Below are 26,744 nucleotides of genomic sequence, written 5' to 3'. Positions count from 1 at the left end.
TGTCGTAGCAGCGGCTTTATGCCGCGACAGCTTTAAAACAGCAACGCAATGCGACACCCAAACTCCATGCTTTTATTGACTATCGTCCATCTCATATTGCTTCAATATAGCCAACATATTCTCTGGAATTGGCGATTTTTTCCCTGTTTTCGTATTAAACATCACCACATTCGCATACCCCGTTGTACATACTGCTTGTTGCGATTCACTAAAAGCCTCGTAGCGCATGGTAAAACGATCTTCTTTGATATCAGTGATATATGAACCAATATGCAAGGTATCTGGAAAAGTGACGGGTCGTTTATATTGCGCGTACGTATCACGCAAAACCGGACTATGGGTAGGCTCTGATAATACCGAAAGTAAGCCCGTTTGAGTCAAAAAATCGATTCGCGCAGTTTCAAAGTAGCGAAAATACGACACGTTATTCACATGCCCCAACGCATCCATTTCTCCCCATACCACATTCACTTTGGTGGTGATTGCAAACTTTTCTAAAAACTCCTGCATGATATTGCCTTTAATTTTGTTTATTGAACTTGAGAGTAACAACTCATCGTACCAGCAACAAGATTAACGAGATAATTTAAAGACAACTTGTCAAAACAAAGAAAGCAAAGCCAACATTTCACAGCACAACGTTACGCCCCCCGCGTAAGTCGCCATTGATGGCGACAAATAATACACCCACTCCCTTTGACTTCGACACAACGGTAAATATAAGCGCAACCCCTATCATTCAATCTCACAAAAAATTGACGCCTTTTGTGGGAGCAACACCCAAGACAAATCACTAATAATTTTCCTCAATACTTTCAATACATAAGAAAACAGCGGAGCGATATTTACTAGCTTGGTTTAAAAGATGCATATGAAATCAAAATCATAATTCAGCCAAAAAACATTACCAATATGAACAAAAGCACAAATACAGTTTATGTGTTGAGCGGTTACGCTAAATGCGCCATCACTCAGCAAGGAAGATACAAACTCGGCAATAAACACTCCATCGGCCTGCTGACCACAGATGAAAACTATGAAGATAACATCAGCAAGCTTAAGACCTTTATTAAAGGTTTAGGTTGGGAGTCCATTACGTTTTGCATGGTCGAAACTGTTAACGACATCAGCACCCTACCCAACGATGTTTTGGTAGCAAGCTTTCTTCGTGCTCAGCAAAATGGCCAATCATTAGTGGTAAACGATCTCCCCATTACCGTCCATTAAGGCGATAAGTGCACGCCGCGATCTTTTGATGGTTGCCGCCTGTGGCTACAAACAATTTGTAGCCACGGCTCTATATCACAGCTTTTTTTGAATCCAGTCTTCAACTCTGCTTTTATATCGCCTTGCCGACCAGAAGCAGCGGGCTAATCTATTCTACACCGACCAGAAGTTGATCGGGTAGGAGCGGCTTCACGCCGCGATCTTTTATGGTTTCGGTCTGTGGCTACAAACAACGTGCAGCTATGACTCTTTTAAATCCAATCTTCAACTTTGCCGAACTGCTCGTTAGCCAAGCTTTATACGAAAAAGCTCGTTGATAGGCTTATCTACAAAATACTCCCATACATGTTTAAACACTGCATGTTGCGCTGGAAAAGGTGCGAGCTTCAAAGCTTCTTCTAAATTGCACCATTCAAAGTCAGTATGTTCATCGTTTAGAATCACTTCTTGATTGGCTGGACACTTGACTACAAATACAGGAATAACCTCAATAACGTTGGAATAGGATGCATAAAACTGCTCTAAAAATTGGCCATTGTACAGGTCCGTTACTTCTATCTGAGTTTCTTCATAAAACTCTCGAACAATGGTTTGCCAAGGTAATTCACCTTCTTCCATTGAGCCTGCGACATGACACCAGAAGCTACCTTTCGTTCGCTTCATCAATAGCATTTTTGTTTCGCCATTTATTTCCGACAATGCTACTCCGGAAACAATTGAATTATTTATTGGAATCATTTTTACACCTTACAAATCGCGATAGTCGCAAACACCATGCGCAATATGAGAAAAGCCGACAATCTAACCTAAGCTTTTATGTCGCAGCAACTAATCTGAGCGCTAAGTGTTGAGAACTAGCCTTGAGAGTACCTTTTATCGATACTTACTTTCAACAACGAGTCAAAACCAGAGAGGTACACTATTTGTCGCCATAAATGGCGATCTACGTAGAGATTTGGTGTGAAGTCTAAGCTATATAAGAGATCGCGGCGTGAAGCCGCTCCCACAAGCTGAGAAAAGAGCCAAACACGAGTCTTCACCATATTCACATCCACAAAAAAGCCGCCCCTTTTGCAAAGGGCGGCTTTTCAAAATTTGCTAAGTCGCGCTAAAGCGTGACTTACAAACCCTTACGCGTCGCGGTAAGTATCAACCGCTGGGCAAGAACAGATTAGGTTACGGTCGCCGTATACGTCGTCGATACGGGTTACCGTTGGCCAGAACTTGTCTTTTGCTACGCTTGGTACTGGGAATGCAGCTGCGAGGCGATCATATGCACGGTTCCAGTCGTTGCTTAGTACGTCAGCTTGCGTGTGTGGCGCAAATACTAATGGGTTGTCTTCGATAGACCACTCGCCTGATGCAATCTTGTCGATTTCACCTTTGATAGAAACCATGGCTTCGATAAAGCGGTCGATTTCTACCTTAGACTCAGATTCCGTTGGCTCAACCATAAGTGTGCCCGCTACTGGGAACGACATCGTTGGTGAGTGGAAGCCGTAGTCTTGTAGACGCTTAGCAACGTCCATTTCGGTAATGCCTGTGGCTTCTTTCAGTGGGCGAAGGTCAACAATACATTCGTGAGCAACACGGTCGTTACGGCCACGGTATAAAATTGGGAAGTGCTCGCTCAATTTAGCCGTTAGGTAGTTAGCGTTTACAATTGCCATTTCTGTTGCTTGTTTTAGACCTTCGCTGCCCATCATCGCGATGTATGCCCACGAGATAGGTAGGATAGCAGCAGAGCCGTAAGGTGCCGCAGAAACCGCGCCGTTACCTACGTTTGTGCCTTCTACGTTGATCACGCTGTGGTTAGGCATAAATGGCGCTAGGTGCGATTTAACACCAATAGGACCAACACCTGGACCACCGCCACCGTGTGGAATACAGAATGTTTTGTGTAGGTTTAAGTGTGATACGTCAGAGCCGATTGAACCTGGGCTAGTTACCCCAACCTGCGCGTTCATGTTTGCGCCGTCCATGTATACTTGGCCGCCGTGCTGGTGCACGATGTCGCATACTTCACGGATAGACTCTTCGTATACACCGTGTGTAGACGGGTAAGTGACCATGATGCACGATAGGTTTTCAGCTACGTCTGCGGCTTTCGCGCGTAGGTCTTCCATATCGATGTTACCGTTTTTATCACAGTCAACCACAACCACTTTCATGCTTGCCATTTGTGCAGACGCCGGGTTTGTGCCGTGCGCTGAACTTGGGATCAAACAGATATTACGGTGACCTTCACCACGAGACTCATGGTACTTGCGGATCGCGATAAGACCTGCGTATTCACCTTGTGCACCTGAGTTTGGCTGCAGTGATACTGCGTCGTAACCTGTGATGTTCACAAGCCAGTCGTGCAGCTCAGTCATCATGATCTTATAACCCTCTGCTTGGTCGATTGGGCAGAACGGGTGTAGCTCTGCAAACTCAGGCCAAGTCACTGGGATCATTTCAGCGGTTGCGTTTAGCTTCATGGTACACGAGCCCAATGAGATCATTGAGTGGTTTAGTGCTAAATCTTTGTTTTCAAGACGCTTGATATAACGCAGCATCTCGGTTTCGCTATGATAGCTGTTAAAGTTCGCGTGCGTTAAAATTTCGTCGTCGCGCACTAGGCTTGCAGGAATACCTGTGATGTTCTCGCCTGATACTTGTGCGTCTAGCGCATCTACGTTTAGGCCGTGGTCGTCGCCTACAATGATGTCGAATAGCTCAGCTACGTCTGCACGCGTTGTGGTTTCGTTTACTGCAATTGAGTATTCGCCGTTGTGGTTAAGGGCAAAGTTCACGCCTTTTGCTACGGCACGCGCCACAACCGCTTGCTTGTCAGCGTCGTCCGCTTTAACGGTAATAGTGTCAAACCACGTATCGTGCTTCAGTGCCACGCCTTTTGCTTTAAGACCCGTGGCAAGAATGCTTGCAAGGCGATTAATGCGCTCAGCGATGATCTTAAGACCTTGAGGACCATGGTAAACCGCGTAAAACGCAGCCATGTTCGCAAGTAGCACCTGTGCAGTACAAATGTTTGAGTTGGCTTTTTCACGGCGGATATGCTGTTCACGTGTTTGCATCGCCATACGTAGCGCATCGTTACCTAAACGGTCCTTAGACACACCAATAATACGGCCTGGTAGTGAACGCTTGTAAGCATCACGCGTGGCAAAGAATGCCGCGTGTGGACCGCCGTAACCCATAGGTACGCCAAAACGCTGTGCAGAACCAAGCACTACGTCTGCGCCTAGTTTACCTGGTGCTTTAAGTAGCATTAAGCTCATGATGTCTGCGGCAACACAGGCAATCGCTTTTTTGTCTTGTACTTGTGCGATTAGGTCAGTAACGTCAACCACTTCACCTGATGTTGTTGGATACTGGAATAGCGCGCCAAAAATGTCGTGGTTAGCAGCGTCGCTAGCAGGACCTACTACTACTTCAAAACCAAACTGCTCAGCACGCGTTGATACTACGTCAATAGTTTGTACATGTACGTCGTCTGCAATAAAGAAGATGTTTGCTTTTTTCGCTTTAGATACACGTTTTGCAAGCGCCATTGCTTCTGCCGCTGCGGTTGATTCGTCAAGTAGTGATGCACTGGCTAAGTCTAGGCCGGTAATGTCCATAGTCAGCGTTTGGAAGTTAAGTAGTGATTCCAAGCGACCTTGCGCAATCTCTGGCTGATAAGGGGTGTAAGCCGTGTACCAACCCGGATTCTCAAGTACGTTACGTAGGATAACGTGAGGTACGTGCGTTGGGTGGTAGCCTTGACCGATATAAGATTTGAAAACCTTGTTTTTGCTTGCTACTGACTTCAGGTAGCTTAGGGTTTCCACTTCTGTGCGGCTTTCACCGATCTGTAAGCCCTCTTCTAAACGAATTGAAGCAGGCACAGTTTGACCGATCAGCTCTTCAACACTAGATACTCCAAGAGCGCTTAGCATCTCGCTCACCTGTGCTGGGCTTGGCCCGATATGGCGGCGGATAAAATCTTGCTTTTGCTCTAACTGTTCAAGAGATTTGGCGTTTGACATTAGTCCAGGTTCCTATGATCCAAATGAAAAAGGTGAATACTGTTTTTATCTAAATGAGATACCTTGGTAACGGCAGTATTCTAAAAACGTTGGCATGAGCTCGTCATACCGCGAGCAAGCACCCTTGCCCAAAAAGCAACAATAAAAGCCCCTAAAAAGGGGCTTTTATTACTATCAACAAATTAGTCTTCGTCGATTGAATTTGCGTAGCCTTCAGCGTCTAGTAGGTTATCTAGCTCAGACTCATCAGACGCTTTAATACGGAACAACCAACCGTCACCGTAAGCATCGTTGTTTACAGTTTCAGGCGCATCTTCTAGGTCTTCGTTTACCGCAATGATAGTACCGCCGATTGGTGCGTAGATGTCTGATGCTGCTTTTACAGACTCAGCAACTGCGCAGTCTTCACCCGCGTCAACTTCATCGTCTACTTCTGGTAATTCAACGAATACCATGTCGCCTAGAAGTTCTTGTGCGTGCTCAGTGATACCTACTGTGTACTCGCCATTGCCTTCAGCGCGAACCCACTCGTGTGAAGTAGCGTACTTTAACTCGCTAGGAATGTTGCTCATTTTTTTGTTCCTTTGGTCGGTTGCGATGTCACCCCGTGAGCGACATCAATGTTATTCTATTTATTATCTATAAAAACTAGATAATTGACTTGCCGTTACGAACGAAGCTTGGCTTAACTACTTTAACATCAACTAGCTTCTTACGCATTTCAACTTGTGCAGTCTCGCCAATTGAACGAGGTACACGCGCAAGCGCTACACTGAAGCCTAAAGTTGGTGAGAATGTACCAGAAGTAATAACACCTTCGCCACCTTCTACGATAACTTTAGAACCACCACGTAATACGCCTTTGCTTTCTAGGACTAAACCTACCAGCTTATCCGTGCTTTGCTCTGCACGTTGTTTAGTGATAGCTGCACGACCGATAAAGTCACGCTCCTCTGGCTCCCATGCAATTGTCCATGCCATGTTCGCTGCAAGTGGAGACACCGTCTCATCCATGTCTGAGCCGTAAAGGTTCATGCCCGCTTCTAAACGTAGCGTATCACGTGCACCTAGGCCAGCAGGACGCACACCTGCGTCTAATAATTTTTGCCATAAGTCCGCCGCACCATCGTTGTGTACTACGATCTCATAACCCTCTTCACCAGTGTAGCCAGTCGTTGCGATAAATAGGTCGCCAGCTTGCACACCAAAGAATGGCTTCATGCCTTCAACAGCCGCTTGTTGTTGTTCGTCTAGGATAGTTGCTGTTTTTGCTTTTGCATTTGGACCTTGTACCGCAATCATCGCGTACTCAGGACGCTCTGTTACTGCCACATCAAAATCTGCTGCTACTGCACCGATATGTGCAAGGTCTTTTTCGCGTGTTGCAGAGTTAACGACTAGGCGATATTGCGTTTCAGTGAAGAAGTAAATGATAAGGTCGTCAATTACACCGCCCAGCTCGTTTAGCATGCCTGTGTATAGCGCCTTACCAGCCACAGTAAGCTTAGCTACATCGTTTGCAACTAGCTTTTGTAAAAATGCCTTTGCGTCTACACCTTCGATATCAACAATCGTCATGTGTGAAACGTCAAACATGCCCGCATCTTGACGCACCGCATGGTGTTCTTCAATTTGTGAGCCATAATTGATTGGCATTTCCCAACCGTGGAAGTCTACCATTTTCGCGCCAGCTTCTAGGTGCTTCGCGTGTAGTACTGTTTTAGAAGTCATACTTATCCTTCACTTTTTTACTCAGCCGCCATCAGTTGGCGCTGAGGGGGTTATTGTTATCGCGCTTACGATAACTGCACGGAATTTATGAAACGAGTTTAAAACCAGCGTCAGTGAGCGTCGTTTGCCACTTATCTAACACAGCAGCTTGCGCAATCAACTGATACTGTTGCTGTTCGTCCACCAGCAAGGTCGTAATAAATACTTCACCGCTTTGCTTGCCATAGCAGGCATTTTTATCTGAGATCCTAAGGCCAGGCGTTAACGTAAAGTCACTGACTAAACGCTCAAACGCAAGCTCACCGCTTATGGTGGCGGCAACTAAATCATGACGGCGAACCAGTTCAATATCAAACTCGTCAGCATGGCTATCAATCAGTGTTGCCAGCTCAGCGGCTGCGCTTTCACTTACAACAAAACGGTAAGCCGTTTCACTAAAATAGTACACGGCGAAATTTTCGCCACTGTCTAGTTTACCTTGAAAACCCAAGCCAGGTGCCATTAACTTATTCAAGTTAAGTGCAAGAATTTGGCTTAAGAAAGGCGTGGTCTCAAAGCCGCTGAAATCGAGTACAACAACAGCATCAGTTGGCATGTAATGGTTTTGCGCCGGAACACTGCCCTGACGGTGCTTTGCAAAGATAATTGGCGTGACGCTCATGGCACTACCTTAGTGAAATTTCGATGAGCAAAAGTATAAGGATGCGCAAACTCAACAACAAATTGTATTTACTTATCAATTGATAAATAATATTAATGTACTTGGGTTTTATAAATTGCATTTCCTTATATGAAAAACTTATCAATTGATGGATTAAGAACGCTGGTCACTGTGGTTGATGTCGGTGGCTTTGCCAAGGCCGGTGAGTTGCTTGGTTTATCTCAGCCTGCTGTTAGCTTGCAAATCAAACGTTTAGAAGACATGCTAGGTTGCAAGCTGTTTAAAAAGCAGGGTCAAAGACAGGTATTGAATCAATATGGTGAGCTACTTTTGCCCCTAGCCAAACAAGTGTTGCAGCAGAATGATGCAATTATTCAGCAATTTACCTCTGAGAGTGTGACGGGCCGAGTGCGTTTAGGCATTCCCAGCGAATTTGCAGCACGGATCTTACCCTCAATTATTGGCGATTTCGTTTCTTTATATCCTGATGTTGCATTAGAAGTTAAATCAAGACTGAGTAAACACTTACTTTCCGTGGTAAGGCAAGATCAGTTTGATTTGGTGCTAGCGCTTAATGAGGAGCTGAGCTCGTCCAAATACCCAGTGTTTATGCAAGACCAGCTAGTCTGGGTTGGCGATTTATCGCTTGCGCAGCACTCTGTTGTCACTTTAGTCACCGCGCCGGAGGGCTGTATTTATCGCCGCCGTGCTATCGAGGCGCTGCAGCAAGCTGGATTACAATACCGGATTGTATATAGCAACGCCGACTTAACTGGCCTTACCGCCGCTTTAAAAGAGGGGCTCGGGATCACCGTGCTGGCCAAAAGCACTGTGCCAGCAGAGCTGCCTTATCAGACCCAAACTCAAATATTACCCGAACTCGGTCAAATCGGTATCAGCCTTGTCAAAAACACCCAAGAATCCGCCCACGCAGTTGATAAACTCGCTGAGTTTATTGCATTGAGGTTAGGTTAAAAGATCGCGATGTAAAATCGCTCCTACCAGCAGCATAAAACTTCTGTGGGGGCCGCTTTACGCGGCGATCTTTTTATTTACCGCCTATCGCTTCTTTGGCGAACAGGTGCTTGATTGGGCCGAGGTTGTCGACCAAGCTTAGGCCCACACCGCGCACTAGCTTTTTTAACGGGTGATTGCCTTCAAACAGCTCTTTAAGCCCTTGCATCATGGCAATATGCTTTTGAGCATCTGCTTTTCTGCTGCGCTCATATTGGCGCAGTATCCGAGTGCTGGCAAATTGCTCTTGCGGTGCTGATAACAAGGTGATCAAATAGGCAGCATCTTTTAGCCCTAAATTCATGCCAAGACCTGCAAGTGGGTGAATGGTATGTGCCGCATCGCCCATTAAAACGATCCGCCCTTGCACCCATTGTTTTGCATAACGCATGGTTAAAGGAAAAACATGTCTTTCGCTCACCAATTCACACACGCCACACTGCATATCAATTGCTGCACTTAGTGCTTTATTAAACGCCTCGGCCGGCATGGCTTGTAGCTGCTCTGCTTTATCCGGTGCGGTAGACCATACAAATGAATGAGTATATGGGTCATCAAGCGGCAAAAAGGCCAGCGGTCCATCAGGGAGGAACACTTGTCTTGCTGTTGCATCATGTGGCGCTGCGGTTTTTATCGTTGCAACCAGCGCATGGTGATCATAATCCCAATACGTGATTGGCATATTAAACTGCTGGCGAATAGCCGAACGTGCACCATCAGCCGCCACCACCAACTTGGCCATCACAGGTTCACCGGCCGCTAAGGTTAGCAACACATCGGTGTCTGTTTGATGCAAGCTTTGGTACTTTGTGTTCCACATCAGTTTGGCCGATTGCTGTGCTTCAAGTGCTGTTAACAACGCATAGCGAATAGCGTCGTTTTCAATGATGTGACCAAGCTCAGGTAAGTCTAGCGATTCGTTGTCAAAGGCGATTTTACCAAAGCTGTCTTTATCGCGTACATCCATACGAGTATATGCAGCGGCGCGCTGCGCTTTAATATCAGGCCAAACGCCCAAGCGCTCAAATAAAGCCTGACTTGCTGCGCTTATTGCGCTTACGCGTGCGCTGTATTCTTGTGCCAATGGTGTTGGTTTTTCACCACTGTCTAGCACTAATACCGAGATATTTTGCTGCGCAAGCCCTAGCGCCAGCGTTAAACCAACACATCCACCACCAACAATACAAACTTGAACTTGTTGCATGCCAACTCCTTTATCCTTTATATCCCATCAATTGTTTAGCCAACGGCGCTCTTGCTGTTTTGGACAGCGCCATGGTAAGTAGACCTAAACTACGGCCTAAGGCTAAGGTTCTTGATGAGTTTGAAAATAGTCGAACGAGCGCATCGGTTAATGTCATCACCGTATTAATATCTTGCGCTCGCGCCTGTTGATAAGCACGCGTAAATTGAAAACTTCCCCACTCATCAAGCGCATTCGCCTGACATTGTGAGGTTAGGACTTGAATATCTCGTAGACCTAAATTAAAGCCTTGCCCTGCAATGGGATGGATGGCATGCGCCGCATTGCCAATCACCACCACCCGATGATGAGTGAGTTGCTCTACTCGTCCGAGCACTAGCGGATAACTGGCTCGCATGCCCACTTGGACAAAGCGCCCAGCGCGATATCCAAAGGCTTGCTGCAATGCAGCTAAAAACTCGTGTGCTGCCATCGCTTCAAACTCACTGAGGTGCTCATTTGGCATACACCACACCAGTGAATAGCGATTATCACTCATTGGCAGCAGCGCCATTGGTCCATGCTCAGTAAAGCGTTCAAATGCCTGACCACGATGTGCCGTGTCGATTTGCACATTGGCAATCAATGCACCTTGCTCGTAGCCTATGCTATCAAAGCCAATATTGAGCTTAGCCCGCGTAGGAGATTGTGCGCCATCCGCAACAACCAGTAATCGACTTTGTAATTGCTCACCATTATCGAGGGTCAGTTCAACCTGCTCTGGTTGTTGATGTATATGCGCCACTTGGTTTGGGCAAAACAGTGCAATATCAAGGCTGCTCAACTGCTCGTGTAAAAAGCAACCATAGGGATTGACTTCAACCACATAGCCTAACGCTTTTTGATTGTAGTCATCGGGATTGATCCACGCTTTACCAAAGTGACCTCTGTCAGAAACATTCACTTGTGTGATTGGCTCAACGTATTGCCACTCGGGATTAAATAGATTTAGCTCGCCCAAAAATGCGACTGACTGCGCAGCAAGCGCAATACTACGGTCGTCAAAACTTGGATGCTGCTTGCCTTTTGGCGCAAAGGCTTCAATAACCGCAATCTTTGCCTGCGGAGAGACTTTTTTTATGGCGATGGCGGCGCTGGCTCCCGCCATACCCCCACCAACCACGACGACATCAAACTGTTGCACGCAAAGTGTCCACTAGTTATTCATTAATGCTTCTATTTCTGAGATGGTTTTTGGCACCAGTTCAGTTAAGTTTTCATAACCGGAATCTGTAACCAACAAATCATCTTCGATACGAATGCCAATTCCTTTATACTCATCAGGAACTTGCGCATCTTCGTCAAAATACAGGCCCGGCTCAATGGTAAGTACCATACCTGGTTCAAATGGGCGATCTGCTTCATCTAACTTGTATTCACCGACATCGTGAACATCAAGACCCAGCCAATGACCTAAACCATGCATGTAAAATGCTTTGCATGCCTGTGCCTCTACAAGTTCATTAACGTCGCCCGCAAGAATGCCTAAATTCACTAGCCCTTGGGTCAATACGGTCATCGCCACTTGATTGGCTTTGACTAATGTACCACCCGGTTTTACTTCACCAAAGGCCGCATGTTGCGCCGCCAATACCAACTCATAAATCTTGCGCTGCGCATCAGTAAACTGGCCATTTACTGGGAAAGTACGAGTTATATCAGCCGCATAGCCTTCCAGTTCACAACCCGAATCAATCAGTACCAAGTCGCCGTCTTGTAGCGCGTCACAGTTGTCGGTGTAGTGTAAAATCGTTGCATTGATACCGCTACCAACAATGGTGCCATAGGCTGGGTGACGCGCACCGTTCATTGCATAATGATGATGAATTTCGGCTTCAAGCTGGTATTCCGTCGCACCCGGCTTTGCAAACTGCATGGCCCGTTTGTGCGCCTCAGCACTAATTCTGCCCGCTTCGCGCATAATTTCGATTTCAGCATCCGACTTAAATAAGCGCATTTCATGGACGAGTGGACGAATATCTTTGATGATCTCAGGGGCACGATAGCCCTTTTTCGGTGCGCCACGCAATGTACTTAGTAACTGCCAAACCTTATCATCAAAGGCGCTGTACGTGCCTTGGCCGTAGAATAATACCTTGCGACCATTCACGAGATTTAATAGCTCGTCGTCTAAGTCACTCAGCGCAAAGGTCTGGTCGAGTTCAAGTTGCGACTTAGCTTGCTCATAGCCCATACGGCGACCATGCCAAATCTCAGCAACCTTATCTTTATTACGACAAAACAGCGTAGACTGCGCATTGCCGTCCCTATCTTTCGTGAGCACCAAAACCGCATCCGGCTCTTTAAATCCAGTAAGATAAAAAAAGTCGCTATCTTGGCGAAATGGAAATTCAGTGTCGCGGCTACGGGTTAACTCTACGGCCGCAGGAATAATCGCGACGGCGTTGTTATCAAGTGCTGCAATAAGACGCGCACGGCGTGCTACAAACTCGCTGTTTTTTATCATAATTAATGTATCGTCTTTGATGTGCTAACGGACTGGGGTTCTTTACCCATCTCGGCAAAGCATAACAGTGTAGAAACACGCACATATTCTACCACTTCGAGCAGTGCTTCTTTATCGTCATTGCTGTCTTCAAAACCAGTATCAAGCTTAGTTATTTCGCTAAAGTCGTTAATCACTTCTTTAACATCTGCAGATAACTTACCGTAATCTTTTTGCTTTAAACCAAAGCCTAGTAAAAAGCCGGATACCCAAGCAATCAGTGCGTTAGCTTGGTCGTGTAATGATTCGTCTTCCGGCGGTAAATATAATTCAAACTGGAACTCACCGTCGTTGAAGTGCTCAGCAACTTGCTTATACAAATCGATGCAAAACTCTCTAATTGGCGCTGAAAACTTTTGACCGTCGTTAAATACGTCGCTCAATAGTCCCAAATACTCTGAATCTTCGATATTTAGACCACAAGCCAATAGCCCAGAAATGGTGCCGTGAACTTCGGCAGGGGCAATAAATAGTTCGTGTTTTTCTAATAGCAATTGAGCTTGCTGGTAGTCTTTGAATTCGTTCATAAATACATTCCCAAGCAATTGATACTCCAATGCTACCACCGCAGCCTTTGCAACTCCAACGAATTGTATGATCAACCTCAAGGCTGCTTTAGATTTCACCAATTTGGTAAAAACAATATTGCGAATGAATGGGTTTATGAGAGATGAAGGGATTGAAGAGCAAATCCACAACCCCGCTAAGCGAGCTGGATTGGTTTTATTTACCGCTCGCCTTGATTTCGATAAGTTCAGACAGCGTTTCTGGATTTTGCGCCATAGACATGGATAATTGCTGCCCCAGAGCCATCATACTTTGACTTTGTGATACCGAAACAGATATCGCAAGTGACTCCATTCCATTGGCAAAGTCATTTACAGCCGTTTGAATTTCAGCAGGTAACATCATCATTTGCAGTTGCTGGGCAACAATCGCCTGAAAGTCAGCCTTGCTCATGCCCTGCTGAGCAATTTCAGACTCAAGTAATTGAGGTAAGCCGCCAGCATTATCAATATGAATGCTAAGGGACTTTAACTCAAGAGACTGCATTGCCGTCATCATCTGCGATTGTGCTTGAAGCTCTTGCTCAAGGTTCGGTGTATCACCTTGAATTTTTGATGCTGCCAATGAAGCATCCATAAAGGCCTTACTGTTTCCAAACGCAGCATTAAAAGAAGTCTTCACAATGCCTTCTGCAAAAGATGCGAATGTAAACTCACTGGCGCCAGATGCCTCATCATAGGCAAGACTTGTATTCAAATGGTACGTTGCATTCACCAGCTCCGGCGACATCCCTTGGGTAAACTCTTCAGCTTCTTTTGCTAATTTCAAACCAACTAGATCAAGCTCGGTATAAGGGCTAATTTTGTCCTGCTCGTAACCTACAACATTGAGCTTATCGATGGTAAATAGTGCTATATTTTCATCGGGTTGTGAAATTATTAAGTCGGTGATTTCTACTCCACGGGTAAATAAATCAACAGAGCTGTTTGCAAAACTCACTGTAAGGCCACTGTCTTGTTCGAAGCTTTCTATTTGCTTGGTGATTTCTTGTTTCACTTGCTCATTTACATAGTAGTTGGCACCAACATACCCTGCGCCCGCTAGTACCACAACGGCAACCGCTAATGTGGACTTATTCATATTTCACTCCATTATTTAAAAAAGTGCCTCAAGCGCTTCGCTGAGGCTAGAGACGGCAACAATTTCCATCCCCTCAATATTCTCTTTTGGTTTATTTGCTTTTGGTACAATCGCTCTTGTAAATCCATGCTTGGACGCTTCACGCAATCGCTCTTGCCCACTAGGCACCGGTCGGATCTCCCCCCCAAGACCCACCTCGCCAAATACCACCAGCTGTCTGTCTAAGGTTTGGTTTTTAAAGCTTGAAACCAGCGCAGCTATCAAGGCTAAATCGGCACTGGTTTCAGTCACTTTGACACCACCTACAACGTTTACAAACACATCTTGATCCGACACCTGTAAACCGCCGTGGCGATGCAATACCGCAAGTAACATGGCCAAACGATTTTGCTCCAAACCAACGGTGACGCGACGCGGGTTAGCTAGCTGTGAGTAGTCGACTAGCGCTTGGACTTCCACAAGGAGTGGCCGTGTGCCTTCCCAAATAACCATAACTAATGAGCCTGGTGTTTGCGCTTCGCCACGGTTTAAGAAAATAGCCGAAGGATTGTTTACTTCCTTTAAGCCTTGGCTTGTCATCGCAAACACACCCAATTCGTTTACAGCACCAAAACGGTTTTTATTGCCACGCAAGGTTCTAAAGCGGCTGTCCGCACTGCCTTCCAGTAAAATAGAGCAATCTATACAGTGCTCCAGCACCTTAGGGCCGGCCAGTGTACCATCTTTAGTTACATGCCCCACCATAATAATGGCAACTTGGTTGGTTTTGGCAAAACGCGTCAAATAAGCAGCACTTTCACGCACTTGAGAAACTGACCCCGGTGCCGATTGGATATCACTCATGTGCATAACTTGAATTGAATCAATAACCATGATGCTTGGCTTTTCACGAAGCGCGAGCTGGCAAATTGTTTCAACGTTGGTTTCTGCGAGTGTTTTTAACTTATTTGTCGGTAGCCCCAATCGTGTCGCGCGCATGGCAACTTGTTGCAGTGACTCTTCACCCGTGACATACAAAGTGTTCATGGTTTCAGCAAGGCGACACATGGTTTGCAGCAACACCGTACTCTTACCAGCACCGGGACTACCACCTATTAATATTGCACTTCCCGGCACAACACCACCACCAAGGACACGGTCAAACTCTTTAAATCCCGTAGAAAATCGTGGTAACTGCTCTAGGTTAACTTCATCTAAGGTTTGTACTTTAGCTTCAACCAGCCCAGCATAACCCGACGTTGAACCACCTTGAGGAACCGACTTTGCTGACGGAACGCGAAATTCCGTTACGGTATTCCACGCCTTACACTCCGAGCACTGACCTTGCCAACGCGCGAATTCGGCACCACAATCGCTACATACAAATGCTGTTTTCTTTTTTGCCATAAATTACAGGTATATATCTTGCTTAAACACAATAATAGGTTAAGAATAAACTAATAAAGCGCCAATGTTGACATAATATTGGCGGTGACCCAACTGGTCACATAAAATGAGCGCGTGTAAAACTGTTTATGCCTGAAGATAGATTACAAAAATATCAAAGCTTAATTGAGGATTTAAAACTGGATCTTGGCGATCCGGCTTTTGATCGCATATTTAAGCAACGAACTGCGGACTTATCTAAGCCAGACCAATTTCTGTTAAAAATGGAAATGTCGCGGCTGTCTCAGCCCGTGGCACGATTTATTGACCTCAGAGGACAAGTCGCAGGCCAAGTTAAGCCTTACGAATACGAAGGTAAACAGCACTTTATGGACGACTTGGCAATCGAAGTATTCGAACGGGAAGTCGCTAAACACGGGGGTTATACTCTTGCAGTTTACGAGTCTGTAATGAGTACCGACAATAATTATAAGGTCATGCAAAAGCAGGCCCAAGCGCGCGAAGAAGAAGTAGAGAAGGACGCGGAGAATCATAACTACACTAAACTCATTCGTTTCGCGTCATACGAAAGTCGCTCCGAAGAGCGCATGAATTACTCCATTAAAATAACGGTGGAATTGGCAAAAAATCGCCCTAAGGTTTCCGCCACCACCTCCGATATTTCCCTCAGCGGCGCTAAAATAAAATTACCGACCAATCAGCAAGTCGATCCTGGACAAATTATTTCGATCCGCTTAGTGGGTCTCGAGCAAGACTTTGAACTTGGCTTGAAAGAAGGTATTCAGTATGAAGTCGTCGCCGTAGAACCGGGTACGATTGAATATAATCAAGTTCGCTTAAAACGTACATTTATCGAGAAAAACCAAGGGTTTGATGACTTTTTAAATAGCTTTATTCACGGTAACAAGCGCCGTTATAAAATAAATCTCGACAACACTCTGGATGCCGTTGTTTGTAAGGGCTATGAACAATACTATCTACCACGGGTCTGCTCTTTGTTTGTTTTCATCAGTGAGAAACAAAAACAACTTTATCCAAGTATGGCGCTCACCAACGAAAATAACGCTTACATCAATTACTACTTTGAGGACGAAAGAAAGCAATCAAGCCTTTATTCCGTCTTCAACCAAAAACGAATTCAGCGACTGCTCGCGCTTTCTGGCGCGGTAAAAGAAGCGGTATGCCATGTGTTTACTCACTCTAGTCAAGGTAAAATGTACTTTTACTCAGCCTTTGACTTTGAACTGGAAGAAATGCAGCAGCTAAACGATCTGTTCTTTGCCTTTGGCAGCCAAAAAGACAGCTGGCGCACGTTTAAAGTTCAGCTGATGCCAAGTCACCATGAAGATGCTTTTATCCCACTTTCGCTTCCTGCCAGTGCAGGAAAAAATGTCGAAAAGCTAAATAAACGCCCCACGCCCAGGGTGCAAGGCTTTATACAAGACGTAAAATATCTTATGTTACTGACAGATATAGGAAGCCCTTCTATCACTGAGCGATTCCAACGTCTGAGTTATGAACAAAGCTTAGTTAATCAGTTAAAAAAGTTTGGCCACGGTAAATCAGCCACCCCTCCTCCACTTGAGGTAGTTGCGTTAGAATACGTTAACTTGCGTGCACACAGGCGCTATCTTTATAAAACCAATGTCGTTGCCCACATTGATGGTCAAGGAACGCTTAACTGTGTTACTCGTGATTTTTCTGTCATGGGTTTACAAATCGAGTGCGGCCAAGAAATGCCGCTGAATAAAGGTGACTCAGTACACTTGGACTTAGTTGATTTGCAAAAATTGACGAAGCAGCATAATTTAACCAACTTACGCTATGAAGTGATGATGGTAAATAAAACTAAGACTATCATTAACTTAAAAGTACAAAAGATAGGTCAGCTGGATCATTCAGCCATGGGGTTTTTTAAAGTACTTATTGAGAACAATAAAGATAAGCTAGTTGCTTGTGATGAAGCACCAAAAGTACCTGGGCTATCACTGGCACTGCGTAACATGGTGACTAAATCCGTTTGTCAGTTTCCACTTTATTTACATAAAGAAACCTCACATAATGCGGTGGGAGCAATTGGACAAGGGCTTTACCCAACCTCCCTTCACCACTTATTGCATTCGTTTAGTGATAATGACGATAACACGTTGGACGCCAAGGCAATTTTCCCCGAGCGCTTTGTCGAAGAAAAGTTAACAGAAATTCTAAAGACGAAATCGCGACAAGATAAACCGCTTAAATACTTGGTGTTTATTAAGTTTAATCCAAACCAAACCAATCAACATGAGGCGGTTGGTGCGCAAGTTATCGCTCATGAGGAGTCGATTGATAGCTTGTACTTGTATGCTAAAAAAGCGCTACGCAACGATTTACTCTTCGTCTATCAGCTTTATGTGTCGAAAACCGGCCGCCCAGACATGGATTACCTTGCTAATGAGCTGCGCTATGTAAGCCACTATGCAATCCACAAAGCAAAAGATCTAGAAGAAGCGCTTTGGTCAGTAACTGGGGTGTGTGATTTGATAGACGTTACGGATTATGTGATTCAAAATATGGGTTTTGACGGGCCGCTTATTACCAAAATGGAAGAGCAGAAAAAACGCTGGTTAGAGACCAACTTCAAGCACTGATGTCAACAGCTCCATATACGCTTACGGTATATGGAGCATTGTTATATATAAAGGTGTGATTTGCAGCTTAGGTTACTTACTCAACCCACCCAAATAGAGTCAGCACAGCAATAATCACGAGATAAAACAAAATATTACGCTTCACAAGGCGCATCATACAGCTTGCTTCAAAGGTACAGCCTAAAAACTGCTGTTCAATTTGCTCAGCCGCAAGCGCAGTACTTGTGACAATTTGACGATTAGTAGTTTTAAAATCTAGCACATACTTCAACCAACTTGATGTACCTTTACTAAAGTTACCTATGATCAAAAAACCGAAGCTTGCGATCCGAGCAGGGATCCAATTTAACCAGTAAAATAACCGACAAAACTGCTCAAACACGTGGTCTAGCGGCGGATTTTCTTGCTCATGATGCCAATGCACAATTTGTCTTACCATCGCATATAGCACAGCGCCCGGCGCGCCGAGTGCCACAAACCAAAAAATAACTCCGCAGTAGTGCTGAAAGTTGATCCACGAAAGCGTCTGACCAAACGTCTCGCCGCCCGGCTCATCTTCTAATTTGTCTTGCCCCATTTGTAACGCGTAAAGCGTGGCGGCTTCGTTATCACCTCTGGTCAGTGCATTCAAATAGCCCTTATAAAGCTTGCGATATTTTGCACAGCCAAAACAGACTAAGAGCACACAGATATTGATCGCAAACTGCCAAAACACAAAGTCACTTAGACTGTAAATAAAAGCAACGGCCAATGCGGGAATAACTAACCAAAGCATCACACCGAAATGCGAGCCCAACATTGCACTTGGCTGAGTCCAAGATTTGGTTTTCGCGTAGTAACTTTGCAGGTAATAGTCGACTTGCCAGTAATCCGCCCGCGCGCCAAGTCGTTCAATAATAAGCGCGATGATGATAGAAATTAAGATCATGCTTGCCTAGCTCTCTTGGTTATTTAACAAGGTAAAATAATGCTGCCAATCAAATGCAGCTCCAGGATCTGTCTTTCGTCCTGGAGCAATATCATTGTGCCCTACAATACGATCATTCGTCAGTTTTGGATAGTGCTGCTGCAGCCAACACGTTGTTTTTACTAAACTCGCATATTGCGCTTCGGTATATGGCGTGGTGTCTGTCCCCTCCATTTCAATACCAATTGCAAAGTCATTGCAGCGAGTTCGACCTTGCCACTGCGACACGCCCGCATGCCATGCCCGCTCAACAAAGGGAACGTATTGGGTGATGCTACCGTCACGACGTATAACACAGTGCGCCGACACCCTAACTCCCTCTAAGTCAGAAAAGGTCGGATGCGCACCACAGTCCAGCGTACCCATAAATAAGTCTTCCACATACGGTGTGCCAAAACACCCTGCGGGTAACGAGATATTATGAATAACCAGTAAATCTATCTCGCACGCTTGCGGTCTTGCATCGTAATGCGGGGATTGCTTGTGTTTAGCAAAAGGTAGCCAATTCAAAGTATTAGTTCCAAGCCTTGGTTTAGATTCGATTATAAAGACAAAATAAGACAAAAGGTAGGGATGGGTTTATGTGTATTGTAACGATATCAAATCACAGCAAGCAACACCTAACCGTAGCAGCGGGTTTACCCCGCGACCTCCGTTTTAGCCGTCAACTCATTCTTTACACACAAGGCTTCGCATTTCAAATACACTTTCGCGACATAAAGTCGCTGCTACAAAACACACATAGGTTCAACGTCAAATCACTGCAAACAACGCATACACGTAGCAGCGGGTTTACCCCGCGAAATAAAAGCCACTCCGTCAAATTTCGTGAATTCTCCTCCATCAATTGTACTCCTAGGCAAACGCGCGTAAAATTCGGCCATTGCAGAAAAAGTGAAAAGACAACCTATGATTGACCAAAACCTTATCAGCCAATTGGTAAAGCAGGCGCTAGACGAAGACCTTAATTATCAAACACCAAACGAAGGTGATATTACCGCAGCCCTCATCCCAGAAACGCAGCAAGCAAATGCCTATGTGATCACAAGGGAAGATTGTGTGTTCGTTGGCAAAGCGTTAATCGAGGAAGTTTTTCAGCAAGTCGACCCAAGTGTTAGCGTCAACGTACTTGTGAACGACGGCGACTTTGTTGCCGCTAACACCCGCTTGTTTACCGCAAGTGGTTCAGCCAGAGCGATTCTAACCGCTGAGCGCACGGCGCTTAACTTTGTACAGACACTATCGGGTACGGCAACCACCACAGCAAAATATGTTGAGGTGTTAAGTGGTACGCAAACTAAATTGCTAGATACACGTAAAACCATCCCAGGATTAAGAGCGCTACAAAAATACGCCGTTAAATGTGGCGGTGGTAAAAATCATAGAATTGGCCTCTTCGACGCGTATCTTATTAAAGAAAACCACATTGCAGCCTGTGGTAGTATCGCCAAAGCCGTTGCGACCGCGCGCAATAATCATCCGGACAAGCCAGTAGAAGTTGAAGTAGAAAATCTGGGCGAATTACAACAAGCCTTGGATGCGGGCAGCGATATTATTATGCTGGACAACTTCAGTGTGAGTGAAATTCAACAAGCGGTTGAAATCACGCAAGGTAAAGCCAAGCTGGAAGTCTCTGGTAATATGACCATTGAAATTTTGACGACTTACGCACAAGCCGGTGTTGATTTTATTTCAAGCGGCGCACTGACCAAGCATGTACAAAGCATCGACCTTTCGATGCGCTTTGAATAGTGTAAAGTGCTAGACAACTACCTCCCCTTCTTATACATACAAAAGGGCTTTGATTAAGCCCTTTTGTTTTTCTGAGTTGTTTAATGTGACGTTCAAGCTATCAATGCGACACTGCCAGTAATGGTTCAACTTTCTGTAAACAAAATCGCTACCATAAACGGAGTATTCTGCGCTTCCCCGTAATCCTCCGTAATAGATAAAGTTTTCTATTTCGTTGACAAACCTACTTAAAACTCGTTAAATACGACAAAAGAACTAGAGTGTAACAAGATCTTAATGTTCGGTAACGATTGATTCCGTTTACTTTTTGAACCGATATTAGTGAAACTTGCGCTATCGCAAGAGAATCAATAATTTATTATTAAAATTTGATTGTAGGGATCAGCGTTTACTATTAAAGTAAATGTTAATTGTGATCGCTAAAACTAAATCGGTGCTACACTCATAGTTGATTAGGGAACGGTCACAAACTTAACGGGCTTAGTTTTCAAGATGTTTGAATGATAAACTTGCTTCACCTTCTTGGGCGCCGTTAAGTCAATTTGAGCACACCAGTTTGTTGATTCGATGGATTGGTAATTATTGCAAAGGTTTTAATAAACGCTTAACTTAAACCTATTATGGTTAAGACACTTAAAATTTAGGAGACACATCATGACTCAAAAACAACAGGGTGGTTTTACCCTAATCGAACTAATGATTGTAGTTGCAATCATCGGCATTCTAGCTGCGGTAGCTTTACCTCAGTATCAGGATTATGTAGCAAGAGGGCAAGCTTCAGAAGCTCCAGCACTTTCAGGTAGTGCGAAAACCGCTATCGCTGAATTTCACCAACAGACTGGTGGATATCCGACAGCCGACACAGCTCCTGCCGTTGCGGATCTTGCAGCGACAGGTTCATATGGCTCTTTAGCAGTGACTGCTGGTACTGGTGTTATAATTTACACATTTAACGCGACAGGTGTAGCGACAGAGTTAAGAGAGAAAAAGATTACTTTTACTCCGAATATTGCAGGAAACTCTTTCCGTTGGACCTGTACTACCGATATTGTCGACCTAGCTTTAGCTCCAAAAGGCTGTACGAAAGCATAAAACTTACTTAAGTATCAATGTAATTTTATATCAAATTGATAGAGTAATACACATTATAAGTAGAGAGGTGGTCATTTCCTCTCTACTGCTTTAAAGAACAGAAACTATGTCTAAGAAATCAGGTTACAGCTCTCCCGAATTGGATACCTTTGTTTGGTCCGGTGTAAACAATCGAGGGAAGAAGCTTGAAGGCGAAATGACCGGGCAGAGTATTGCGTTAGTTAAAGCTCAATTACGTAAACAAGGTATCACTCCTTCAAAAGTAAAAAGAAAGCCGAAGCCATTATTCGGTTTTTCTGGTACACAAAAAATCACATCGTCAGATATCGCCACAACAACTCGTCAAATAGCGACCATGTTGATGGCAGGTGTGTCTTTAGTACAAACCTTAGAAATGATTTCTCGAGGCATCAAGAATAAAAGCTTATCTAAGCTGATTAGCCATATTGCTGATGAAGTAAAAGCAGGTCAACCTCTTGCTAAATCTCTAAGAGCTTATCCTAGATATTTTGATGAACTCTATTGTGACCTTGTCCATTCAGGTGAACAGTCTGGTGCGCTTGATACCATATTTGACCGCATCGCGCTTTATAAAGAAAAAACTGAAGCGCTTAAGTCTAAGATTAAAAAGGCGCTTTTCTACCCCATTGCCGTAGTGGCTGTAGCACTCATAGTAACTGGTATTTTGCTTATTTTCGTTGTACCCCAGTTTCAAGATATCTTTGCTGGTTTTGGCGCCGAGCTCCCAGCCTTTACGCTTATGGTTATCGCGATTTCCGAGTTTATGCAGGAATACTGGTGGGTATTTGTGCTTGGTATTGGTCTTTTTGGTTATACCTATAAAGAAATGCTTATTCGCAGCCCTGCTGTAAAACACTTTAATGACAGAATGATACTTAAACTTCCAGTTGTCGGTGAAATTTTGAAAAAAGCGGCGGTAGCCCGTTATGCTCGCACGCTTTCGACTACCTTTGCAGCAGGTGTACCGCTTGGTGATGCGCTCGATTCTGCCGCAGGTGCATCGGGTAATATTATTTATAAAAATGCAATTACTGAGATTAAAGCAGAGGTCAACTCGGGTAACCAAATGCACTGGGCAATGCATAACACCAAAGTCTTCCCTGATATGGTGGTGCAAATGGTGTCTATTGGTGAAGAATCGGGCTCTCTAGATGGTATGCTAGCAAAAGTTGCGAACATTTATGAACAAGAAGTCGATGATGCGGTAGATGGCCTTTCTAGCCTATTAGAACCACTCATTATGGTGGTACTCGGCGTCCTGATCGGTGGCCTTATTATTGCCATGTATTTACCGATATTCCAACTTGGCTCTGTTATTTAATTTTGTTCACAAAATTACACTATTTAGAGGTACAGTGCTGTGCCTCTAAATAGTGCTGTGTGGTAAACTGCAAAAACCGATACCGAGCATGCCTCGAAAATTTAAACAAAAAATATAAGCAAGCGCACAACCTATGCAAGATATTATCAACTTGATGCAAACCCAGTTATGGTATTGGTTACTTACCGTCGGACTCGTTAGTCTTTGCATCGGCAGCTTTCTCAATGTGGTTATTCTTCGCTTACCTAAAATGATGAAGCAGAGCTGGCAATCAGAATGTCGCGTATTGCTCGCTGATGAGCTACCAAAACAAACCGCTGAAGCCCCAGTGTTTAATTTAATTAAACCAAATTCTCATTGCCCAAGCTGCAAAACACCAATTAAAGCGTGGCAAAACATCCCACTGATCAGCTGGCTGTTATTAAGAGGCAGATGCAACCACTGCAACGCGTCAATCTCTGTACGCTATCCTTTGATAGAGCTAACAACCGCCCTACTCTCCACATGGGTTGCGTGGCACTTTGGTGCCACTTTAGAAGCCACTCTGTATATTTTGATTACTTGGGTATTAGTTGCACTTACCGTCATTGATATCGACGAAATGTTGCTGCCCGATCAGTTAACACTACCAACTTTATGGTTAGTACTGGTTGCCAGTTGTTTTGGTGTTGGCATCGAACCCAATAGCGCCATTATTGGTGCAGCAGTTGGATATTTAAGTTTATGGAGTGTGTATTGGCTGTTTAAATTACTCACAGGTAAAGAAGGCATTGGCTATGGCGACTTTAAACTGTTAGCTATATTTGGTGCATTGATGGGCTGGGAAGCAATTCTAACTATAGTGCTACTTTCAAGCCTGGTCGGCGCAATTATTGGTAGCATCCAATTAAGTGTTCAAGGCCGAGATAAAGCCACACCTATTCCGTTTGGTCCTTACTTAGCCATTGCAGGCTGGATCACCCTAATGTATGGCGAGCAGCTGCAGCTGTGGTACGTAAACCTAATAACGTAAAGTAAGACAATGCTAAAAACGAAGAATTGGATTTTAGGAGTAACTGGCGGTATTGGAGCGGGTAAAACGGCGATCACTAATCACTTACAGAAAAAAGGGATAGTGGTTGTTGACGCCGATATCGTTGCACGAGAAGTAATCGCGCTAGGCAGCACTGGGCTGCAAGCGATTGCTGATGAGTTTGGCAGTGCCATTTTACAGCCGGACGGCAATTTAGACAGGGCCAAGTTAAGAGCCATTATTTTTGCTGATGCAGCTAAAAAACAGTGGCTTAATGACCTACTTCACCCGCTAATCCGTCATGAAATACTCGCGCAGTTAAACTCAGCACAAAGCGATTACGTGGTTTTAGCGGCCCCTTTGCTGTTCGAAAATGGCTTAGAGCGCTATTGCGATGCCACTTTACTTGTCGATGTCGCTGTTGATACGCAAATCGCGAGAACAACCAGCCGAGATTCGGTAGATGCCGCGCAAGTAAGCCGTATTATCGAGTCGCAGTTACCGCGCTCAGATAAACAAGCAAAAGCGGACTACATACTAGACAACGACCGGCCACTACTTGAAAGCCTGCAACAGGTAGATAGGTTACACAAAGAATTTCTTAAACTAGCACAAGTGAAAATAAGTCTAAATAATTAGGCTAGACTTGGCTGTAAAACTTAATCTACACTCATTGTGAAAACTTGGCATTTTTCCAACTTAATGATAAATATTGAATATGCATTCAATGTGAAGGCAAAGAGGTACTATGGAACATCATTCCCCGCTACTGCGTAAATTTATTACCCTAGGGCGAGTCACTGCTGAGCAAATAAAGTCTCGCCAGTCAGAAGCAAACACCACTGCCGAGTTGATTTGCTTAAGTTCAGGAATGAGCTCCAAAGAGCTAGCTGAAGAATGCCTAGACTTATTCAAGGTGCCATTTTTTAATCTTGATCACTTTAACGTTAGTGAAATTCCGCCGGCGCTAGTCAAAGAAAAGCTGATCCGTAAGCACCATATTTTACCACTGGTACAAAAAGGTAGAAAACTCTACGTAGCGGCTTCCGATCCGACTGATTTTGGCGCATTTGAAAATTTTGAGTTTAGTACTGGATTACAGTGTGAAGTACTGGTAGCCGACTACAAAAAACTCGAAGCAAAGATTGATCAGCTGTTTGATGCAACGGGCGGCCTCTCGATTTCTGAAGAGGAGTTTAAAGAATTTGCCGATTTAGAAGTCGATGACGAGCCTAAACAGCAAACCACCAACGAAGATAAAGACGATGCGCCAATCATCGTTTATATCAATAAAATTTTAATGGATGCGATAAAAAAAGGTGCGTCGGATCTGCACTTTGAGCCTTACGAAAAAAAATACCGCGTGCGCTTTCGTATCGACGGCCTATTGCATGAAATGGCAAGCCCACCAAACACACTCGCGACGCGCCTCGCCGCCCGTATTAAAGTGATGGCGCACTTAGACATAGCGGAAAAACGTAAACCACAAGATGGTCGCATTAAACTAAAAATTTCCGAACGCAAAAGTATCGATTTTCGTGTGAGTACACTGCCTACCATGTGGGGCGAGAAGATCGTAATGCGTATTCTAGATTCGTCCAGCGCCATGCTCGGCATTGACGTGCTAGGTTATGAGCCTGAGCAAAAGCAACTTTACCTCGACGCACTAGAGCAGCCTCAAGGCATGATTTTGGTAACCGGCCCAACGGGCTCTGGTAAAACAGTGTCACTTTACACTGGCTTGAACATTCTTAATCAGCCAGAGCGCAATATCAGCACCGCGGAAGACCCTGTAGAAATAAACCTTGAGGGTATTAACCAAGTACAAATCAATACCAAAGCGGATATGACTTTCGCCAATGCCTTGAGAGCATTCTTGCGTCAGGATCCGGATGTGGTGATGGTTGGTGAGATCCGTGACCTTGAAACTGCTGAGATCTCAATAAAAGCTGCCCAAACCGGTCACTTAGTATTGAGTACGCTGCACACCAACTCTGCCCCTGAAACGCTCACCCGCCTATTAAACATGGGCGTGCCGGCATACAACGTAGCAAGCTCGGTGAGCCTGATTATCGCCCAGCGACTCGCAAGACGCCTTTGCCCTAAATGTAAAACACCTGAAACGCTGCCGGAAGAAGCTTTGCTAGGACAAGGCTTTACTGCCGAGCAAATTAAAGAGATTACCCTTTTTGCGCCTAAAGGCTGTGAACACTGCACCGACGGTTACAAAGGCCGTGTGGGTATTTATGAAGTGGTAAAGATCACGCCGGAGCTTTCGCATCTGATCATGGAAGGGGGTAATTCTCTTGAGATTGCCGAAAAAGCGGAGCAGTTAGGTTTTGATAACTTACGTAAGTCTGGCCTGAAAAAAGCCGCCGCAGGCGTAACATCGCTTACAGAAATCAACCGTGTGACGAGTTATTAAGGCAGATTGATTAAGAAAAAAGATCGCGATGTAAAATCGCTCCTACAACCAAGCTCCCCCCGTGTGGGAGCCGCTTTA

23 protein-coding genes are annotated in these 26,744 nt (G+C 44.8%); 9 read left to right on the top strand and 14 right to left on the bottom strand.

Features of this window, described 5'->3' with window-relative positions; translation table 11 throughout:
• Positions 1-72: 72 nt before the first annotated feature.
• A complete protein-coding gene (locus CWC03_RS12185) occupies positions 73-510 on the bottom strand; it encodes an acyl-CoA thioesterase (RefSeq protein WP_138582148.1) in 438 nt (145 codons plus the stop codon).
• A gap of 402 nt (positions 511-912) precedes the next feature.
• On the opposite strand from CWC03_RS12185, the gene CWC03_RS12180 reads away from it, so the two are divergent.
• Complete coding sequence (locus CWC03_RS12180) at positions 913-1,227, top strand: hypothetical protein (RefSeq protein WP_138582147.1); 315 nt, start codon at positions 913-915, stop codon at positions 1,225-1,227.
• Between the two features lie 285 nt (positions 1,228-1,512).
• Here the strand turns inward: CWC03_RS12180 and CWC03_RS12175 are convergent, their stop codons facing one another.
• The 5 genes from CWC03_RS12175 to CWC03_RS12155 form a co-directional block, all read right to left on the bottom strand.
• Positions 1,513-1,965: an NUDIX hydrolase gene (locus CWC03_RS12175; protein WP_128725945.1), complete on the bottom strand. Its 453-nt coding sequence runs from the start codon at positions 1,963-1,965 to the stop codon at positions 1,513-1,515.
• Between the two features lie 392 nt (positions 1,966-2,357).
• Positions 2,358-5,258, bottom strand: coding sequence for an aminomethyl-transferring glycine dehydrogenase (gcvP, locus tag CWC03_RS12170; RefSeq protein ID WP_138582146.1), 2,901 nt, complete (start codon positions 5,256-5,258; stop codon positions 2,358-2,360).
• A 182-nt stretch (positions 5,259-5,440) separates the two neighbouring features.
• Positions 5,441-5,830 carry a glycine cleavage system protein GcvH gene (gcvH, locus tag CWC03_RS12165; RefSeq protein ID WP_095727220.1) on the bottom strand — a complete coding sequence of 130 codons (390 nt, stop codon included), beginning with the start codon at positions 5,828-5,830 and terminating at the stop codon, positions 5,441-5,443.
• Between the two features lie 76 nt (positions 5,831-5,906).
• Entirely contained in the window at positions 5,907-6,989 is a 1,083-nt protein-coding gene (gene gcvT, locus CWC03_RS12160) for a glycine cleavage system aminomethyltransferase GcvT (RefSeq protein ID WP_138582145.1), read from the bottom strand.
• A gap of 85 nt (positions 6,990-7,074) precedes the next feature.
• Positions 7,075-7,650: a hypothetical protein gene (locus CWC03_RS12155; RefSeq protein ID WP_010370535.1), complete on the bottom strand. Its 576-nt coding sequence runs from the start codon at positions 7,648-7,650 to the stop codon at positions 7,075-7,077.
• A gap of 129 nt (positions 7,651-7,779) precedes the next feature.
• Here CWC03_RS12155 and CWC03_RS12150 point away from each other — a divergent pair, with 129 nt between their 5' ends.
• Positions 7,780-8,625: a LysR family transcriptional regulator gene (locus CWC03_RS12150; RefSeq protein WP_138582144.1), complete on the top strand. Its 846-nt coding sequence runs from the start codon at positions 7,780-7,782 to the stop codon at positions 8,623-8,625.
• Between the two features lie 73 nt (positions 8,626-8,698).
• On the opposite strand, the gene CWC03_RS12145 is transcribed toward CWC03_RS12150, so the two are convergent.
• The 6 genes from CWC03_RS12145 to radA all read right to left on the bottom strand — a co-directional run bounded on the left by CWC03_RS12145 (position 8,699) and on the right by radA (position 15,446).
• Entirely contained in the window at positions 8,699-9,868 is a 1,170-nt protein-coding gene (locus tag CWC03_RS12145; protein WP_138582143.1) for an FAD-dependent monooxygenase, read from the bottom strand.
• A 10-nt stretch (positions 9,869-9,878) separates the two neighbouring features.
• A complete protein-coding gene (gene ubiH, locus CWC03_RS12140; RefSeq protein WP_138521915.1) occupies positions 9,879-11,051 on the bottom strand; it encodes a 2-octaprenyl-6-methoxyphenyl hydroxylase in 1,173 nt (390 codons plus the stop codon).
• Positions 11,052-11,063: 12 nt separating this feature from the next.
• Positions 11,064-12,374, bottom strand: a complete 1,311-nt coding sequence (pepP, locus tag CWC03_RS12135) for a Xaa-Pro aminopeptidase (RefSeq protein ID WP_138582142.1) — start codon at positions 12,372-12,374, stop codon at positions 11,064-11,066.
• A gap of 2 nt (positions 12,375-12,376) precedes the next feature.
• Positions 12,377-12,940, bottom strand: a complete 564-nt coding sequence (locus CWC03_RS12130; RefSeq protein ID WP_138582141.1) for a UPF0149 family protein — start codon at positions 12,938-12,940, stop codon at positions 12,377-12,379.
• A gap of 196 nt (positions 12,941-13,136) precedes the next feature.
• A complete protein-coding gene (locus CWC03_RS12125; RefSeq protein WP_138582140.1) occupies positions 13,137-14,060 on the bottom strand; it encodes a DUF945 family protein in 924 nt (307 codons plus the stop codon).
• 15 nt (positions 14,061-14,075) lie between these two features.
• Positions 14,076-15,446, bottom strand: a complete 1,371-nt coding sequence (gene radA / locus CWC03_RS12120; protein ID WP_010370516.1) for a DNA repair protein RadA — start codon at positions 15,444-15,446, stop codon at positions 14,076-14,078.
• A 128-nt stretch (positions 15,447-15,574) separates the two neighbouring features.
• Between radA and CWC03_RS12115 the strand changes: the two genes are divergently transcribed.
• Positions 15,575-18,076, top strand: a complete 2,502-nt coding sequence (locus tag CWC03_RS12115) for a PilZ domain-containing protein (RefSeq protein ID WP_138582139.1) — start codon at positions 15,575-15,577, stop codon at positions 18,074-18,076.
• Between the two features lie 76 nt (positions 18,077-18,152).
• Here CWC03_RS12115 and ampE read toward each other — a convergent pair whose 3' ends face one another.
• Positions 18,153-19,004 carry a beta-lactamase regulator AmpE gene (ampE, locus tag CWC03_RS12110; RefSeq protein WP_138582138.1) on the bottom strand — a complete coding sequence of 284 codons (852 nt, stop codon included), beginning with the start codon at positions 19,002-19,004 and terminating at the stop codon, positions 18,153-18,155.
• Positions 19,005-19,010: 6 nt separating this feature from the next.
• Complete coding sequence (ampD, locus tag CWC03_RS12105) at positions 19,011-19,553, bottom strand: 1,6-anhydro-N-acetylmuramyl-L-alanine amidase AmpD (RefSeq protein WP_138582137.1); 543 nt, start codon at positions 19,551-19,553, stop codon at positions 19,011-19,013.
• A 399-nt stretch (positions 19,554-19,952) separates the two neighbouring features.
• Here ampD and nadC point away from each other — a divergent pair, with 399 nt between their 5' ends.
• The 6 genes from nadC to pilB all read left to right on the top strand — a co-directional run bounded on the left by nadC (position 19,953) and on the right by pilB (position 26,666).
• Entirely contained in the window at positions 19,953-20,795 is an 843-nt protein-coding gene (nadC, locus tag CWC03_RS12100) for a carboxylating nicotinate-nucleotide diphosphorylase (protein ID WP_099031224.1), read from the top strand.
• A 654-nt stretch (positions 20,796-21,449) separates the two neighbouring features.
• Positions 21,450-21,887: a pilin gene (locus CWC03_RS12095; protein ID WP_138582136.1), complete on the top strand. Its 438-nt coding sequence runs from the start codon at positions 21,450-21,452 to the stop codon at positions 21,885-21,887.
• Between the two features lie 106 nt (positions 21,888-21,993).
• Positions 21,994-23,229, top strand: coding sequence for a type II secretion system F family protein (locus CWC03_RS12090; protein WP_138582135.1), 1,236 nt, complete (start codon positions 21,994-21,996; stop codon positions 23,227-23,229).
• Between the two features lie 133 nt (positions 23,230-23,362).
• Complete coding sequence (locus tag CWC03_RS12085; RefSeq protein ID WP_138582134.1) at positions 23,363-24,241, top strand: prepilin peptidase; 879 nt, start codon at positions 23,363-23,365, stop codon at positions 24,239-24,241.
• A 9-nt stretch (positions 24,242-24,250) separates the two neighbouring features.
• Complete coding sequence (gene coaE / locus CWC03_RS12080; protein WP_138582133.1) at positions 24,251-24,880, top strand: dephospho-CoA kinase; 630 nt, start codon at positions 24,251-24,253, stop codon at positions 24,878-24,880.
• Positions 24,881-24,989: 109 nt separating this feature from the next.
• The gene (gene pilB / locus CWC03_RS12075; protein WP_128725960.1) at positions 24,990-26,666 is read left to right on the top strand and encodes a type IV-A pilus assembly ATPase PilB; all 1,677 of its coding nucleotides are present in this window, start codon (positions 24,990-24,992) and stop codon (positions 26,664-26,666) included.
• Positions 26,667-26,744 lie beyond the last annotated feature (78 nt).

Source organism: Pseudoalteromonas sp. S2755 (genome assembly GCF_005886535.1).
Taxonomy (GTDB): domain Bacteria; phylum Pseudomonadota; class Gammaproteobacteria; order Enterobacterales; family Alteromonadaceae; genus Pseudoalteromonas.
This window is presented reverse-complemented; position numbering and strand designations above follow the sequence as displayed.